Here is a 15,024-nt window from a genome sequence, read left to right as displayed (position 1 = left end):
AATATTTGATAAATTTGTTCATTATCAAATAGTGATTTTTCTGTAACCATTAAAAATCTGACTACTGAAAGCTAATTCTTGAATGCTTACAATTACGAATTACGAATTACGAATTATGAATTACGAATTACGAATTATTAATTATTTACACACCCAGCAATTTGTAGATTATATTGTTAATAATCGTGAGTGCAAAAGCTCCTAAAACAGCACTCCAAATACCATAACGTAAGCGAAAACCCTCTACTAACCAAGCAGCAATACTAAAACAAACAACAGCAATCATGAATGTAAAGATACCAGATAATAATTCAAAAGTCGCTAAATTTGGTATCGTAAATACAACACCTAAAATGGGTCTAACTAATGCGGTAATAATACCAAGAAATGCTGCGGAAAAAACTGCTTTTTGTGGAGAATCAATTTCCACACCCACAGGCAACTTACTAATAAACCACAAACTGATAGACGTGACGATCCAAACAATTAACAGAGTCGTAATATTCATTGCCGCAACCCTTGAAACGTAAATGGTGATTGGCGATCAAGTCAGAGAATGTTTTAAAAGCTTCCCTATCGGCGAATATATAGCAGATTTCATTGCTATGAGGTACAAATCATCATCATAAAACTCTTGTGGGGTGGGCATCTTGCCCGCCCATAGTGTACCTCATTACATCGGAAATTGCTGTGATTCGCTACTACACAAACAAAATCCACCTCTGTGGACTAATAAAAAATCAAGGCTTTTAAACCCACGCAGGTGGGTTTTGCCTATGTAGCCGCGATTTCTAATCGCCCACTGAGTGCTGATAGCGGAATTTACGCGATAAAATACTTGGTCTATTGATGGGAAAATCTTTGTAGCTTAACCAATTATTTATAAATTAGCAGAGGTTTTTCTCTACAGGCGATTTGTTTTAAATATCTTTAGGTTTATCTAATATTTCTTGATATTGCTAAAAATAAAATTCCCCCTAGCCCATATTATGCAAAAAGGTTTGAGGGAATTTAGACTGAGAAAATTTGGGTAAAATTGTATCACCGTTGTGGTGCAGAATCGCTATTTTGCGGTACAGGTACTTGGGGTGTAGTGTTGTTGGGAACTATGGGCGAAATTCCCGGATTAATCCCTTGCGCTGGTGCTGGAAATGGATTGGGTGCAGAGGGTAGAGAAGGGTTAAAATTATTTTGGGAGTCAGTTCCCGGAATTGGTACAGTGTTAGGTATTGGTACAACCGGGGTAGTAGAAAAGTTTGGTGAATTAGTCAGTGGTTGAGATGCTCCAGGAATAATTCCCAAAGAAACACGATTACCTCCCACTTGTCGGAGCAAATCTAATGTTTGAATCACATCATTATAAGTTGCTGTACGAGAGGCATTCAGCACCAAAATACCATTAGGATTTGTTTGGATATACTGCTTTAATCGTGCTTGCAACTCTTCCCGTCTGACAGCTTCTTTTTCAATGTAAATTTGACCAACAGCATCAATAGTTACAGGTAAAATGTCACTTCGTAGCTGTGAACTAGCAGCGGAAGTTGTACCTGTACTGGCTTTGGGTAAATCCACATTAATTGCCTGTTGTCTGGTAAATTGCAAAGCTGCTAACAAAAAGAAAGTCAGGATACAAAAAACAACATCAATTAAAGGAATGATTTGAATTTGAACTTCTTCGATGGGAGTATGTAAGTTAACTTTCATTTTCTAGCTCTGGTGGGGAGTCAGGAAGGGGATTTTGGTCTGTTTTATCTGTTGTATCTGAAGCAGGTTCTGGGGTTGGAGTAGAATTATTTTTGCGTCGCTTACGGGGTGAAGTAAAACTTTCCTGTGTGGGTTTCTGTACTATTCCTAATGTACTTTTGTTGGGATCTGGTGGAGACTGACGGTACAGCAACTCTAAATCATTGCCAGCTTTATTAAAAACTTTAACTTGGTTGACAACAAAACCTTGAAACAGGCGATAAAATACCAAAGTCACGATCGCAACTATTAACCCAGCGGCCGTACTAATCAAAGATTCGCCAATCCCTGTAGTTACCCCTGCTGTAGATTCAGTACCCAAGTCACCTATTCTAATTGCTCGCAAAGACTGAATCAAACCTAAAACCGTACCCAATAATCCTAACAGTGGGGAGAGGGCAATTACAGATTCTAAGAGTTTTTCTCCTCTCCGCATCCCTGCTACTTCTTCTGCTGCTGTGGACTCTAACGCTAGTCGGAAGGTTTCCGCATCACTTTTTTGTAAGCGTAGGGGTGCATAGAGAAAACGTCCTATGGGCTTATCAATGGCTTTTTGGGCGATTTCCGTAGCTATTTCCCAGTTATCTGTAGCAGCATCTAAAACGCGCTCTACTATTTCTTTTTCCTGGGTCAAAATTCGCAACCAGAACCAAAGACGCTCAAAAATCACACTCAAAGATAAGACTGACAGCACCAGCAAAGGCCACATGGCTGGACCGCCCTTGTTAAACAAATCTAAAATATCCACTTTGTAGGTTTCCTCTCTCCATTACTAGAGCAACTATGCTAGGGCATTTTAATTTTAAAGATTAATGCACCATTACCACACTCACCTACTCTATCGCTAGGTAAGTAGTTAACAAAGCATGACTATTACCCATCTTCTATACTCCAAAGGGCGGTTATTCCCACCGGGAGTTTAGAGAATAATTTGCCAAAATAAAAGTTAATTGCAGGTACTAGAGGTTAAAAATATGAGCTTCTCTATTCAATCGCTTTACACTTGGTATCGCAATGTACTGCGTAACCCTAAATATCGTTGGTGGGTAATTATCGGTACAATAGCTTATCTTGTTAGTCCTATTGATATTGCTCCTGATTTTATCCCTGTTGTTGGTCAAATTGATGACCTTGTTTTGTTAACTTTGCTGGTTTCAGAAGTTTCTGGATTGGTAATTGACGGTTGGAAAGCTCGTAAAGGTAATGTAGAATCTAGCGTCAATGAGTCTACATCTACAGATAATACTGTAGATAATACTGTAGATAATACGGTTGATGTTGATGCTGTTTCTGTGAAGTAGTTTTAGCGACAAAATACGTAAGCATTCAGCTATCAGTAATCAGTAATCAGTAATCAGCTTTTAGATGTAAGTAGACTGGTTGTTAATCAAATCAGAATTTTACTAGATTACCAGTGATTAATATGGCTCATGGTGAATTGATGATGTTGGGAGCTTATACAACTTTTGTAGTACAAAATGGCTGCAAACAGTTGGGCGGAGTGTGGTTTGATTCTTATATATTTTTGGCTTTGATAACTGCTTTTCTATTCACTGCTGTTGTGGGGTTAGTGTTAGAACGGGGCGTGATTCGTTATCTGTATGGACGACCTTTAGAAACTCTCCTAGCAACTTGGGGGGTGAGTTTAATTTTTCAACAGTTTGTTCGCAGTGTGAATTGGTTATTAGTAATTGGCATATTCCTATTTTGTCTGTTGTTTTTTGGAGGTTTACGGATTTTAAATGCTCGGAGTAGTGGGGGGAAAGTTAGTAAATGGTTTGTAGGATTGTTGTTGTTACTATCTCTGGGAATAACAATAACAATGGGAAATTTATTGAGTGAGCAACAAGTATTGACTCAACCTTGGTTTGGCGCTCAAAATGTAGATGTTACGGCTCCTGGTTGGTTGCAAGGGGGAATGTCTGTAGGTGGTCTCCAATTACCATTTGCTCGCTTGTTTATTATGGGTTTGACAATAATTTGTGTAGCCGGAATTTATCTATTTTTACAGCGTTCTAACTGGGGATTAAGGATTCGTGCTGTCACCCAAAATCGCAGTATGAGTGCTTGTTTGGGTATCCCTACTCAAAAAGTGGATGCTATCACCTTCGCTCTGGGTTCGGGGTTGGCTGGTGTGGCTGGTTGTGCTATTAGTTTACTGGGTTCTGTAGGGCCAAACACCGGACAAAATTATATTATTGATACCTTTATGGTGGTAGTGGTCGGTGGTGTGGGGAATCTAGCAGGAACTATTATGGCGGCTTTGGGAATTGGTACGGCTAATTTTTTAATTGGTTCTGGGACTCTAGCTTTGGTGTTATCTCCTATTCAACCTTTAGCTGATGTGTTGAATTTCTTTGCGACCACAAGTATGGCTAAGGTGTTAGTGTTTGCACTGATTATCGCGTTTTTACAGTGGAAGCCTGGGGGAATTTTTCCCCAGAAAGGTCGTACTGTTGATGTTTAAACCAGAAAGGACGCAGAGCATGAGTCGGAAGGGAGGACGGTTAATTTTAATTGAGATTGGGGTGGTGGTGGCGATCGCACTGATCCTGATTTTAATTATACCAGCAATACTGTCGGGGTTTCGGTTAAATTTACTGGGGCGGTTTTTGTCCCTGGCCATTGTGGCTTTGGGTCTGGATTTAATCTGGGGTTATACCGGGTTGCTGAGTTTGGGACATGGGATTTTCTTCGGTTTGGGGGGATATGCGATCGCTATGTACCTAAAACTCCAAGTCCCCCCAGGGGAATTACCTGATTTTATGGGGTTGTATGGTGTTAAAGAACTTCCTTGGTTTTGGTATCCTTTCTATTCTTTTCCCGTCGCTACCGTGGGGGTGGTGTTGATTCCTGGCTTACTAGCGGGATTATTAGGATACTTAGTATTTCGTAATCGCCTCAAGGGGGTTTATTTTTCCATCTTGACCCAAGCCGCAGTGATTATATTTTTTAACTTCTTTAATGGTCAACAACAACTGTTTAACGGTACTAACGGACTCACAGGTTTTAGAACCTTGTTTGGGGTGAATGTCAGTGACTCCCAAACCCAATTCATTTTCTATACGCTGACGGTAATTGTTCTCGCCTTCACCTATGGTATTTGTCGCTGGTTGACAAGTGGACGCTTTGGGCGATTATTAATCGCTATTCGAGATGATGAAAGTCGGGTGCGATTTTCGGGCTATAACCCCACAGAATTTAAAGTTTTAGTGTTTGCGGTTTCCGGTGCGATCGCCGGGATAGCAGGAGCGTTTTATACACTTCAAAGTGGGTCAGTATCACCCCGAAGCATGGATATTGCTTTTTCTATTGAAATGGTGATTTGGGTGGCGGTGGGGGGACGCGCTACCTTAACTGGGGCGATAGTCGGTACTTTATTAGTCAATTATGCCCGCACTTTTTTAAGTGAACAATTTGCGGAAATTTGGCTATTTTTTCAAGGCGCACTATTTTTAATAGTCGTCACAGTCTTACCTGACGGTCTCATGGGATGGTTAAAAAAGCAACAGATTTCTTTTTTCCATCGCCCCCGTCCCATCGCTACGTATCCCACCTTAGAAGCGGACCCAGAAGTGCAACATGAACGCGAAAATCTTGGAAACTGAAAATGTCACCGTCAGTTTTGATGGTTTTAAAGCTATCAATCAACTCAACTTTAGTATGGATGCGGGAGAATTGCGGGTAGTAATTGGACCCAACGGTGCGGGAAAAACCACCTTTCTGGATGTAATTACCGGGAAAGTACAACCAACCATTGGGAGAGTTTTATTCAAAGGTAAAAATCTGCGTTCTTTACCTGAACATAAAATCGCCCGCTTAGGAATTGGGCGGAAATTCCAAACACCGCGAATTTACTTAAACTTAACTCCCCGTGACAACCTAGAAATTACTATTAACCGCCACAAAAATGTATTTTCCACCTTATTTCGTCCCTCTCATCCCACGGAAAATAATAGTATTAAAGGCTTATTAGAAACAGTTGGTTTAACCCCTAAAGCAGACATTCCCGCCGGTTTACTGTCCCACGGAGAAAAGCAACGTTTAGAAATTGGGATGTTAGTAGCACAGTCCCCCGACTTATTACTAGTTGATGAACCAGTTGCAGGGTTAACAGATGAAGAAACCTACAACATCGGACAACTACTATTAACCCACATTCCGCACTTCGTTTTGTAATAGACAAAAACTACAGAAATTAAGGAGAGAACTATGACACATCAATCTATGATATTAAGTAATAATTTTTATGCAAAAGATTATAATTTATGGATTGAAAAAACAGCTTCTTTATTAAAGAATAAGCAGTTTTCAGAATTAGAATTAGAACATTTAATTGAAGAAATTGAAAGTATAGGAAGAAGTGAAAAAAATGCTTTAAAAAGTAATTTACGAGTTTTAATTATGCACTTGCTTAAATACAAGTTTCAACCTCAAAACAGGTCAAATAGTTGGTTGTATACAATCTATGAACATCGTCAAAGATTACAAGATACGTTTTTAGATAGTCCTAGTTTAAAAGGTTATTATTTAGAAGTTTTGGATAATTGTTATCACCACGCTCGTAAAGAAGCAGCGATTGAAACTGGACTTCCTTTATCTATTTTTCCTCAAGATAATCCTTTTTCCTCTGATGAAATTTTAGATGCTGATTTTTTTCCAGTTTAATTATAATTTCTGTTATCAAGTGATACCTTCGGTGTTTATATCTGATATACTTTTAATATATCCAGTTAATCATCAGCTTTACTTGATATTAATTAAGCAGCATCGAAGAAGATGAAACAACATAAACCTATACAAATACAATTGAAACCAGAAATAGAAGCTCGTCTGATTAACCAAGCTACTAAACAAGGTTTATCAATTGAATCTTATCTTGAATATTTGATTGAAGATAGTTTGAAAAATCAAGAAGAAATGTCTTTGTCTCAAGTAACAACTGAGGAAGATTGGGAAACAGCACTAATGAATTTAATCAATAGTCCTGCTTTTGCTGTAGCACCACCACTTTCAGATGCAGCTATTAGTAGAGACAGTATTTATACCAGAGAAGATAACCTCTTATAAAATATTATGAAATATCTGGTAGATACTAATATTTTACTGCGTTTGGTACAAAAAAACAGTCCCATGCACCTTGATACTCAAAGGGCAATTTTAACGCTCAAAAAGCAAGGTGATTTTTTATGTATTATTCCACAAAATATAATTGAATTTTGGGCTGTTGCTACCAGACCTCTTGATAAAAATGGGTTAGGTTTATCTATCACTCAAGCTGAATAAGAAAGCGCAAAACTTAAAAAGATATTTATATTGGAATTAGATATACCACAAATTTTTACTGAGTGGGAATCTCTGGTTATTCAATATCAAGTGATGGGAAAACAGGTACATGATGCTCGTTTAGTAGCAGCTATGTTAGCTCATAATATCACACATTTATTGACATTTAATGTTGATGATTTTAGGCGTTTTTCGGATATTGTAGTTGTCGATCCACGTAATGTTGTTTAATTACATTGGATGAGCGATACCTTCGGTAAGCTTCGCTAACGCACTCCCTCAACTTCCCAAACAGCGATACCTTCGGTAAGCTTCGCTAACGCACTCCCTCAACTTCCCAAACAGCGATCAAGTTACAAGTTTTTATAAACTTCATCATCATTACGTTTACCAACTCGAAAAACATCAACTAATTGATTATCATCATCAATGGTGTACAAAATTCTATATTCACCTTGATCAATACGACAACAAGAACAACAGGAAACTTTAGAAGTTATTGAATCTATGAATGGTATTTCAATTTAAGATAAAATGAGTAAGGTTATTGTTTTAGATTCTGCACCTGTGGGATTAATTACTAATCCTAAAGCGAATCCTCTAGCTGTGCAATCTCAAGAATGGTTTTATAATCTTTTTGAAAGAGGTTATGAGGTAATTTTACCGGAAATTATAGATTATGAAATTAGACGGGAATTATTAAGAGCAAATAAGTTATCAGGAATTAAAAAACTTAATCAATTGAAAGCAGAAATTATTTATCTTCCTATGACAACGGAAGTGATGTTAAAAGCAGCAGAATTATGGGCTGAAGCTAGAAATAAAGGTAAATCTACAGCAGATAATAAAGCTTTAGATGGTGATGTTATTTTAGCTGCTCAATCTATTTTAGTTGCTAATTATGGTCATGAGGTAATTATTGCCACGAGTAATAAAAAGCATCTTTCTATTTTTATTAATGCTAGGGAATGGGGAGAAATTTAAAATGTGAGAGCGATTCCTATGTCGCGCTTCGCTATCGCAAAATGTTACGTAGGAATCGCACATCTTCCCAAATATTGCTGTTTTGTTTTTGTTTCAAGCAAAGTAAGAAATAACTAAACTAAGCAACTGCAAAATTTGTATATTCCCGCATTTTCGGTTCATGAAAAGCTAAAACAATATCTTCTTTAGGAACACCAACGCGAACTAAATCAGTAGCAATACCTTCTTCTGTCCAATCTTCTTCTATCCAAAATTTACCATTATGTAGGCGAACATAAACAGTTATTCCTGTAATTCTTTCACCATTTTGCCAACCAAGATTCATCCAAATATAATGACCTTTTTCGTCATCGCTAATTAAGAATGTTTCTATATCTTTTTGGGGATGACTCTGAGATAATTCTACATATTCCTTTAAAATTTGTTTGATGATTTTGGGGTAATCTGTTAATTTATCCATTGTTTAATTTCCTCTGTTTCTATATCTACAACAATTAACGGAAGTTGATGTCGGTTAAGAATTAGTTGAATAATATCCTGTGTGAAAAAACTTTTATATGCAGTTTCACTAATGGCAATATAGAGTTTACGGTCTGGTGCGGTTGCTTCTAATAGGTAAAGATAGATATCATATTGGCCGAGAGCTTCTTTTAAATCTTGTATCTTTGATGTACCAATAAAACTTTTGACTTCAACTACCAGTTTTTGTCCTGATTTTTCAATTGCTATGGGACGTTCAGCACCAAGATCAGCATATAGTGTTGTTGTTCTATATTGAATTAAGTAAGGATCATCTGTAATTATCCAACCATCTTTGATTAGTGCATTTTTAACAACGTTATGAATAATGTCTAGTTTGGGCATACTTTAAGTATAGATCAATTATCATAGTTTATCACTATATAGCGATACCTTCGGTAAGCTTCGCTAACGCACTCCCTCCAACCTCACCAAACAGCGATACCTTCGGTAAGCTTCGCTAACGCACCCCCTCAACTCCCAAACAGCGATACCTTCTCTTCGAGACGCTACGCGAACGGTAAGCTTTCCTGCGGAACACTACGTGAACGCTAACGCACTTCCTTCAACTTCCCAAACATCCCCTTGTTAACGAACCGCACAGACACAGGGAACGCAGATTATTTGCAAATTGTCAAAAAAGTGGTATGATTGATTGGTAAGATAAATGAGTCATACAAAATGATGAAAGTCACAATTACTTTAGAAGAAGATATATTGAAATTTATTGATCAACAAGCAAAAGGTAATCGTAGCGCCTATATTAATGCAATATTGGCAGAACAAAGACGTAAAATTTTAGAAGCAGAAATAATTGCGGCACTGCAAGAAGATGCAAAAGATTTAGAATATCAAAATGAGATTTCTGCTTGGGATCATGTAGCTGGAGATGGTATTAATGCCAGAGGGTAATTTAACTTATAAACGGGGTGAAATTCGCTGGGTAAATCTTGATCCAACTGTGGGAGCAGAAGCACAAAAAATCCGTGCTTGTTTAATAGTTAAAAATGATATTATGAATCAATATGGATTATTAACAATTGTGATGCCATTTCGACCAGGAAGTAAGCAAGCTCCCTATATTGTCAATGTCAAAGCAACAGCAACTAATGGATTAGATCAGGATCGTTTTATTGATGTTGCTCAAATTCGTTCTGTTGATTATCGTCGGGTTTTGGGGTTGGTGGGTATTTTAGAAACTGAATATTGGGAAGAAATTCGGACTGCTTTGGATGTGGTTTTGGGATTTGGGGTTTAATTTTTTATTAAGGAGAAAACTATGACACATCAATCTATGATATTAACTAATAATCTTTATGACCAAGATTATAATTTATGGATTGAAAAAACCGCTTCTTTACTAAAGAATAAGCAGTTTTCAGAATTAGAATTAGAAAATTTAATTGAAGAAATTGAAAGTATGGGAAGAAGTGAAAAAAATGCTTTAAAAAGTAATTTACGAGTTTTAATTATGCACTTGCTTAAATACAAGTTTCAACCTCAAAATAGGTCAAATAGTTGGTTATATACAATCTATGAACATCGTCAAAGATTACAAGAAACGTTTTTAGATAGTCCCAGTTTAAAAGGGTATTATATAGAAGTTTTGGATAATTGCTATCAACACGCTCGTAAAGAAGCAGCGATTGAAACTGGACTTCCTTTATCTATTTTTCCTCATGATAATCCTTTTTCTGCTGATGAAATTTTAGATGCTGATTTTTTCCCAGTTTAATTATATTTGTTGTTGTTAAGCGATCGCACACACCCCCAAATATCGCATCCCTTCAACTCCCCCAAAAGCGATCGCATCCCCTCAACCTCCCAAAAGCGATCGCATCCCCTCAACTTCCCAAACAGCGATCGCAATTCCTCCAACTTCCCCAAAAGCGATCGCACCTCCTCAACTCCCCAAACAGCGATCGCACTCCCTCCACTTCCCAAACAGCGATACCTTCGGTAAGCTAACGCTAACGCACCCCCTCAACTTCCCAAACAGCGATACCTTCGGTAAGCTAACGCTAACGCACCCCCTCAACTTCCCAACATCCTTTTTTTATTTCACGCAGAGACGCAGAGAACGCAGAGAGTTTCGCGCAAAGACGCAAAGGAGCAAAGACGCAAAGTATCCTGGTGTTTTCCCAATGTCCTTTTTTAACGAACCACGAAGACACGAAGAACACGAAGGAAGAGGAGAATAGAGAGCGATCGCACTTTAGAAGTTTTGGACATTGCAAGCCCTAAGTAGTATACTTTAATTAAAGCAAGATTTTTGGTATAATAAATAAATTACTTTACAAGTATTGGCTATACAATTTTATTCTTTCCATTAATAACTAATAGTAACCAAAATGAATCACAATAAGCAGCCTGGGTGTTTATCTACTATCTTAATGTTATTGTCTTTGATATGTTTTATTTACTGTTTGTATCTGAATTGGTGGGTTACTATAATACTGATGATGTTTTCTGTATTTATAGCTGATATGATCACTCAAAGAATAACTGGTAAAAATTCCGAGCAGATAAAGAAGGATGAGAAAGCTAAAGACCTCAGTTTAAACTTAACATTGGTAATTTTTCTTTCAATTATAATCTCTGGGGTGCTTTATGTAATGATGAATCCCCAGCAATTTGAAAAGTCTTCCTATCAAAAGTATCAAGAATGCTGGGAACAAGATAGACGAGAAAGAGCCAAACAAATGTATGGAGGTGTTCCTAATTCACGTCAATGTGATGAATATAAATAATGTTAAATTTTATAGGGAAAATTATAAATTATATTTATTATAGAAGACTAACCAAGGTCTTTACTTATGTTACCTTTAAAATGTATATAAATTGAGTTCAAAAATTTCTAAAAAATGAGCATTACTACCAACTTTTATCCTAGTTTTCCTGTATCCAATTTTGAGCGTAGCTTGGCTTTCTATGATATTGTAATGGCAACATTAGATGTTCCACGCTGTAATCAACTTGAATCACAAGGTATACGTGAAGTAGAATACGGTTTAAATGAAGATTTAAAAAGGTTGTCCATTATTGAATCTCCAAATTATTCTTCTGAAAATATCCAAATTTTTAGCCGTTCGGTTAGTTTTCAAGCTAAGGATAAAAGTGCCATAGATGCGTTTTTTACAACTGCTATTGCAAACGGAGCTAATGAAGTTCAAAAACCTGGCTTCAGCGCAGATAATTCTTATAGTGCTTCTGTTAAAGACCCAGATGGTCATGAAATAGGAGCTTATTGGCCTAACTCAAATTGATTATGCCAACGAATCTACCACTTCTTTACTTAAATAAAAAACTTGCCTTTTAATTCTCAAATTAAAAGGCAAGTTAATTCTTTCGTTCTTTTTCTTCGTGTTCTTCGTGTCTATCCCTGCGGGACGCTACGCGAACGTGGTTCGTTTCTCTTAAAGTTGCTTCACCTCACTAACCAACTTAGCCACCATATCCTTAGCACTACCAAACAACATCGTCGTCTTATCCTTATAAAACAACTCATTATCCACACCAGCAAAACCCGCACTCATACCGCGCTTAATCACAATAGTTTGCTTCGCCCGATCAACCTCTAAAATCGGCATTCCATAAATCGGACTATTCGCATCACTACGCGCCGCAGGATTTACCACATCATTAGCACCAATCACTAACGCTACATCAGCTTGTTCAAACTGAGGATTAATGTCCTCCATATCATACAACTGCGTATAGGGTACATTAGCTTCCGCCAATAATACGTTCATGTGTCCCGGCATTCTCCCCGCAACCGGATGTATCGCATATTTCACATCTACACCCATACGCTCTAACTGATCCGCCAACTCCCGGACGCTATGCTGTGCTTGAGCAACTGCCATACCATAACCTGGTACAATCACCACAGAACGAGCATAACCCAACATCATCGCCCCTTCTTCAGCGTCAATACTGCGAACAGTTTGATTACTTGTACCCGCAGCATTTCCACCACTAGCAGTAGTTACAGAACCAAAAGCACTAAATAACACACTGAATAACGACCGGTTCATGGCCTTACACATAATTTCTGTAAGGATGATACCCGAAGCACCCACCAAAGCACCGGCGATGATTAACATATTGTTCATCACCACAAAACCCGCAGCAGCAGCAGCAACTCCTGATAAAGAGTTTAACAGCGAAATCACCACCGGCATATCACCGCCACCAATGGGTAATACAAACATCACCCCCAACACCAAGGAAACTGCCACCACCGCTAAAAATATCGGTAAACTATCCGGTGAGATGATTAAATAAGCACTTCCGGCTAAATAAGAACCCAACAGCAAGAGGTTAACAGGTTGCTGCAAAGGAAAAGTAATAGGAGTACCACTAACCAAACCTTGCAACTTAGCAAAAGCAAGAAAACTACCAGTTAAGGTCACACCACCGATCAACACATCCAATAACATAGAGATGTTGACATCGAGGGGGATAGGTTGAGAACTTCCCAACAACCGCCAAAACTCAGCTACAGCGATAAGTGCGGAAGATGCACCACCCAAACCGTTAAGTAAACCAACCATTTGGGGCATTTCCGTCATTTGCACTTTGTAAGCTGCCACAGCCCCAATAATTGAACCAATTACCAAACCTATTAAAATCATCTCGTAATTTAATACGTGCTGATCTAACAAAGTGGCAACCACAGCTAACAACATACCCACCGCAGCAATAACATTACCATTGCGAGCAGTTGCAGGAGAACCCAGCTTTTTTAAACCAAAGATAAATAAAGATGCAGCTACTAAATAAGTTAGCTGAATCCCAGTTGGTATAAAAGTATTCATGCTTTAACATCCTTCTTTTTAAACATTTGCAGCATTCTGTCTGTAACCAAAAAACCACCGACAACGTTAACCATTGCCAATATCACCGCAATTAAACCCAAAATTACTGATAAACTGGTATTTCTCTCACCCGCAGCGAGAATTGCACCTATTACCGAAATACCAGAAATAGCATTAGAACCCGACATCAAAGGAGTATGCAGAGTCGGGGGAACTTTGTTAATGACTTCAAAGCCAATAAAAGAAGCCAAAACAAGCACAAATAAAGCCGCTAGTAAAGTTTCATTCATGGTTCAAGATAATAAATAGTGTTTCGCGCAAAGGCGCAAAGGAGCAAAGACGCAAAGAAAGAACTTATATAACAAATAGAAAATCTCTCTCTAACTCCTCTTCCTTCGTGTACTTTGCGTTCTTTGCGGTTCGTTCCTCAAAAAATCCTCAAAACTAAACCACAACAGCTTGCAAAGCATCCTTCACCCGTTGATTCCTAATTTCACCACCATAAGTAACACAAGCCGCATCAACAATATCATCCGCAAAATTAACCTGTAACGTTTTATCTTTAATCAATAACTGCATTAATGCAGTAATATTTTTAGAGTAAAGTTGACTAGCGTGTACAGGCATAGACGAAGGTAAATTAATTGGTCCAATAATCGTTACACCGTGATAAACAATATCCTTACCCGGTGCTGTACAAGCACAGTTACCACCCTGTTCTGCGGCTAAGTCTACTATCACAGAACCGGGTTTCATCGCTTTTACCATCTCCTCTGTCACTAAGATGGGTGCTTTTCTTCCTGGTACTTGGGCGGTGGTAATGACTACATCGGAATTTTTGATGTGTTCTGCGACTACTTCCTGGGTGCGTTTTTTACTGTCTTCTGATATTTCTTTTGCGTAACCACCTGCTGCTGTGGTTTCTTCTGCTAATTTAACTTCAACAAATTTCGCCCCTAAGCTTTGTACTTCTTCTTTCACGGCTGGACGAATATCAAAAGCCTCTACTACTGCTCCTAGTCTTCTTGCAGTTGCTATAGCCTGTAAACCCGCAACACCCGCACCCATAATAAATACTTTAGCAGGGGCAATAGTACCCGCCGCAGTGGTTAACATCGGGAAATATTTTGGTAAAGCTGCCGCCGCTAAAAGTACAGTTTTATACCCTGCTAGAGATGCTTGGGAAGATAAAGCATCCATGCTTTGCGCTCTGGTAGTACGGGGGATCAATTCCATACTTAAAGCTGTAATTTGCCGTTGTGCTAATTTTTGCGCTATTTGTGGATTTCCTAAGGGGTTGAGAAAGCTGATTAAAACAGATCCCGGTTTAAGTAAGTCTATTTCAGAACGTCCATCTTCTCTGTCTTGGGGTGGACTGACTTTTAACATTATGTCCGCTTCACCCCATAATGTGGCAGGATCACTGATAATTTTAGCTCCTGCTGCTTCATAGTCAGCGTCAGTAAAAAATGCTTTTTCTCCCGCACCACTTTCTACATAAATTTCTAATCCTTGTTTGACTAATTTGGCTACAATGTCAGGAATTAATGACACCCGACGTTCACAAACTTCTATTTCTTTAGCTACTGCTATTTTCATGAAATCTCCTAGAGATAAATACTTAATATCTGCTAACTATTTATTGATGTAAGTCTTTTATAAACCGATACAA

Annotated in this window: 21 protein-coding genes and 3 pseudogenes; 14 read left to right on the top strand and 10 right to left on the bottom strand. The window is 38.2% G+C overall.

All coding sequences use genetic code 11. From position 1 onward, the window contains the following. Window positions 1-145: 145 nt before the first annotated feature. The 3 genes from K2F26_RS12885 to K2F26_RS12875 all read right to left on the bottom strand — a co-directional run bounded on the left by K2F26_RS12885 (window position 146) and on the right by K2F26_RS12875 (window position 2,491). Window positions 146-508, bottom strand: coding sequence for a phage holin family protein (locus tag K2F26_RS12885; protein WP_220608147.1), 363 nt, complete (start codon window positions 506-508; stop codon window positions 146-148). 533 nt (window positions 509-1,041) lie between these two features. Next, window positions 1,042-1,704: an ExbD/TolR family protein gene (locus K2F26_RS12880; RefSeq protein WP_220608146.1), complete on the bottom strand. Its 663-nt coding sequence runs from the start codon at window positions 1,702-1,704 to the stop codon at window positions 1,042-1,044. Then, complete coding sequence (locus tag K2F26_RS12875) at window positions 1,694-2,491, bottom strand: MotA/TolQ/ExbB proton channel family protein (protein ID WP_220608145.1); 798 nt, start codon at window positions 2,489-2,491, stop codon at window positions 1,694-1,696. The genes K2F26_RS12880 and K2F26_RS12875 overlap by 11 nt, the downstream gene beginning before the upstream one ends. A 226-nt stretch (window positions 2,492-2,717) precedes the next feature. On the opposite strand from K2F26_RS12875, the gene K2F26_RS12870 reads away from it, so the two are divergent. From K2F26_RS12870 to K2F26_RS24770, 8 genes and pseudogenes are all read left to right on the top strand, one after another. Further along, window positions 2,718-3,044, top strand: coding sequence for a YkvA family protein (locus K2F26_RS12870; RefSeq protein WP_220608144.1), 327 nt, complete (start codon window positions 2,718-2,720; stop codon window positions 3,042-3,044). 98 nt (window positions 3,045-3,142) lie between these two features. Further along, a pseudogene (locus K2F26_RS12865) lies at window positions 3,143-4,210 on the top strand (ABC transporter permease subunit); the annotation flags it as partial. A 19-nt stretch (window positions 4,211-4,229) separates the two neighbouring features. Next, window positions 4,230-5,351 (top strand): urea ABC transporter permease subunit UrtC, encoded by a 1,122-nt coding sequence (gene urtC, locus K2F26_RS12860; RefSeq protein ID WP_220608142.1) that lies wholly within the window; start codon window positions 4,230-4,232, stop codon window positions 5,349-5,351. Further along, window positions 5,326-5,895: pseudogene (locus K2F26_RS12855) on the top strand (ATP-binding cassette domain-containing protein); the annotation flags it as partial. The gene urtC and the pseudogene K2F26_RS12855, both read left to right, overlap by 26 nt. A gap of 60 nt (window positions 5,896-5,955) precedes the next feature. Next, entirely contained in the window at window positions 5,956-6,411 is a 456-nt protein-coding gene (locus K2F26_RS12850; RefSeq protein ID WP_220608141.1) for a DUF29 domain-containing protein, read from the top strand. A gap of 111 nt (window positions 6,412-6,522) precedes the next feature. After that, window positions 6,523-6,813 carry a hypothetical protein gene (locus tag K2F26_RS12845; protein WP_220608140.1) on the top strand — a complete coding sequence of 97 codons (291 nt, stop codon included), beginning with the start codon at window positions 6,523-6,525 and terminating at the stop codon, window positions 6,811-6,813. A gap of 6 nt (window positions 6,814-6,819) precedes the next feature. Continuing rightward, window positions 6,820-7,029, top strand: coding sequence for a type II toxin-antitoxin system VapC family toxin (locus K2F26_RS24775; RefSeq protein WP_246605350.1), 210 nt, complete (start codon window positions 6,820-6,822; stop codon window positions 7,027-7,029). A 30-nt stretch (window positions 7,030-7,059) separates the two neighbouring features. Then, window positions 7,060-7,260, top strand: coding sequence for a type II toxin-antitoxin system VapC family toxin (locus tag K2F26_RS24770; RefSeq protein WP_246605349.1), 201 nt, complete (start codon window positions 7,060-7,062; stop codon window positions 7,258-7,260). A gap of 122 nt (window positions 7,261-7,382) precedes the next feature. On the opposite strand, the pseudogene K2F26_RS12835 reads toward K2F26_RS24770, so the two are convergent. Beyond that, window positions 7,383-7,496 (bottom strand): annotated as a pseudogene (locus K2F26_RS12835) (type II toxin-antitoxin system RelE family toxin); the annotation flags it as partial. A gap of 67 nt (window positions 7,497-7,563) precedes the next feature. On the opposite strand from K2F26_RS12835, the gene K2F26_RS12830 reads away from it, so the two are divergent. Continuing rightward, complete coding sequence (locus K2F26_RS12830; RefSeq protein ID WP_220608139.1) at window positions 7,564-8,013, top strand: PIN domain-containing protein; 450 nt, start codon at window positions 7,564-7,566, stop codon at window positions 8,011-8,013. Window positions 8,014-8,131: 118 nt separating this feature from the next. Here K2F26_RS12830 and K2F26_RS12825 read toward each other — a convergent pair whose 3' ends face one another. Further along, complete coding sequence (locus K2F26_RS12825; RefSeq protein ID WP_220608138.1) at window positions 8,132-8,473, bottom strand: XisI protein; 342 nt, start codon at window positions 8,471-8,473, stop codon at window positions 8,132-8,134. Beyond that, window positions 8,461-8,877, bottom strand: coding sequence for an element excision factor XisH family protein (locus tag K2F26_RS12820; protein ID WP_220608137.1), 417 nt, complete (start codon window positions 8,875-8,877; stop codon window positions 8,461-8,463). The genes K2F26_RS12825 and K2F26_RS12820 overlap by 13 nt, the downstream gene beginning before the upstream one ends. A gap of 336 nt (window positions 8,878-9,213) precedes the next feature. Between K2F26_RS12820 and mazE the strand changes: the two genes are divergently transcribed. The 3 genes from mazE to K2F26_RS12805 are packed head-to-tail and all read left to right on the top strand — an operon-like array spanning window position 9,214 to window position 10,267. Further along, the gene (mazE, locus tag K2F26_RS12815; protein WP_220608136.1) at window positions 9,214-9,444 is read left to right on the top strand and encodes a type II toxin-antitoxin system MazE family antitoxin; all 231 of its coding nucleotides are present in this window, start codon (window positions 9,214-9,216) and stop codon (window positions 9,442-9,444) included. Further along, window positions 9,431-9,790: a type II toxin-antitoxin system PemK/MazF family toxin gene (locus K2F26_RS12810; protein ID WP_220608135.1), complete on the top strand. Its 360-nt coding sequence runs from the start codon at window positions 9,431-9,433 to the stop codon at window positions 9,788-9,790. Before mazE ends, K2F26_RS12810 begins: the two co-directional genes overlap by 14 nt. 21 nt (window positions 9,791-9,811) lie before the next feature. Further along, window positions 9,812-10,267, top strand: a complete 456-nt coding sequence (locus K2F26_RS12805; protein WP_220608134.1) for a DUF29 domain-containing protein — start codon at window positions 9,812-9,814, stop codon at window positions 10,265-10,267. Here K2F26_RS12805 and K2F26_RS12800 read toward each other — a convergent pair. Next, the gene (locus tag K2F26_RS12800) at window positions 10,264-10,476 is read right to left on the bottom strand and encodes a hypothetical protein (RefSeq protein WP_220608133.1); all 213 of its coding nucleotides are present in this window, start codon (window positions 10,474-10,476) and stop codon (window positions 10,264-10,266) included. The two genes, K2F26_RS12805 and K2F26_RS12800, sit on opposite strands and share 4 nt — an antisense overlap. 515 nt (window positions 10,477-10,991) lie before the next feature. On the opposite strand from K2F26_RS12800, the gene K2F26_RS12795 reads away from it, so the two are divergent. Further along, window positions 10,992-11,282 carry a hypothetical protein gene (locus K2F26_RS12795; RefSeq protein WP_220608132.1) on the top strand — a complete coding sequence of 97 codons (291 nt, stop codon included), beginning with the start codon at window positions 10,992-10,994 and terminating at the stop codon, window positions 11,280-11,282. A 114-nt stretch (window positions 11,283-11,396) separates the two neighbouring features. Further along, entirely contained in the window at window positions 11,397-11,798 is a 402-nt protein-coding gene (locus K2F26_RS12790; RefSeq protein WP_071188352.1) for a VOC family protein, read from the top strand. Window positions 11,799-11,948: 150 nt separating this feature from the next. Here the strand turns inward: K2F26_RS12790 and K2F26_RS12785 are convergent, their stop codons facing one another. The 3 genes from K2F26_RS12785 to K2F26_RS12775 all read right to left on the bottom strand — a co-directional run bounded on the left by K2F26_RS12785 (window position 11,949) and on the right by K2F26_RS12775 (window position 14,951). Then, the gene (locus K2F26_RS12785; protein WP_220608131.1) at window positions 11,949-13,352 is read right to left on the bottom strand and encodes an NAD(P)(+) transhydrogenase (Re/Si-specific) subunit beta; all 1,404 of its coding nucleotides are present in this window, start codon (window positions 13,350-13,352) and stop codon (window positions 11,949-11,951) included. Further along, window positions 13,349-13,642 carry an NAD(P) transhydrogenase subunit alpha part 2 gene (locus K2F26_RS12780; RefSeq protein WP_220608130.1) on the bottom strand — a complete coding sequence of 98 codons (294 nt, stop codon included), beginning with the start codon at window positions 13,640-13,642 and terminating at the stop codon, window positions 13,349-13,351. The genes K2F26_RS12785 and K2F26_RS12780 overlap by 4 nt, the downstream gene beginning before the upstream one ends. 154 nt (window positions 13,643-13,796) lie before the next feature. After that, window positions 13,797-14,951 (bottom strand): Re/Si-specific NAD(P)(+) transhydrogenase subunit alpha, encoded by a 1,155-nt coding sequence (locus K2F26_RS12775; RefSeq protein WP_220608129.1) that lies wholly within the window; start codon window positions 14,949-14,951, stop codon window positions 13,797-13,799. Between the last annotated feature and the right edge of the window lie 73 nt (window positions 14,952-15,024).

The sequence above is a fragment of the Sphaerospermopsis torques-reginae ITEP-024 genome (genome assembly GCF_019598945.1).
In the GTDB taxonomy this organism is placed as follows: domain Bacteria; phylum Cyanobacteriota; class Cyanobacteriia; order Cyanobacteriales; family Nostocaceae; genus Sphaerospermopsis.
This window is presented reverse-complemented; position numbering and strand designations above follow the sequence as displayed.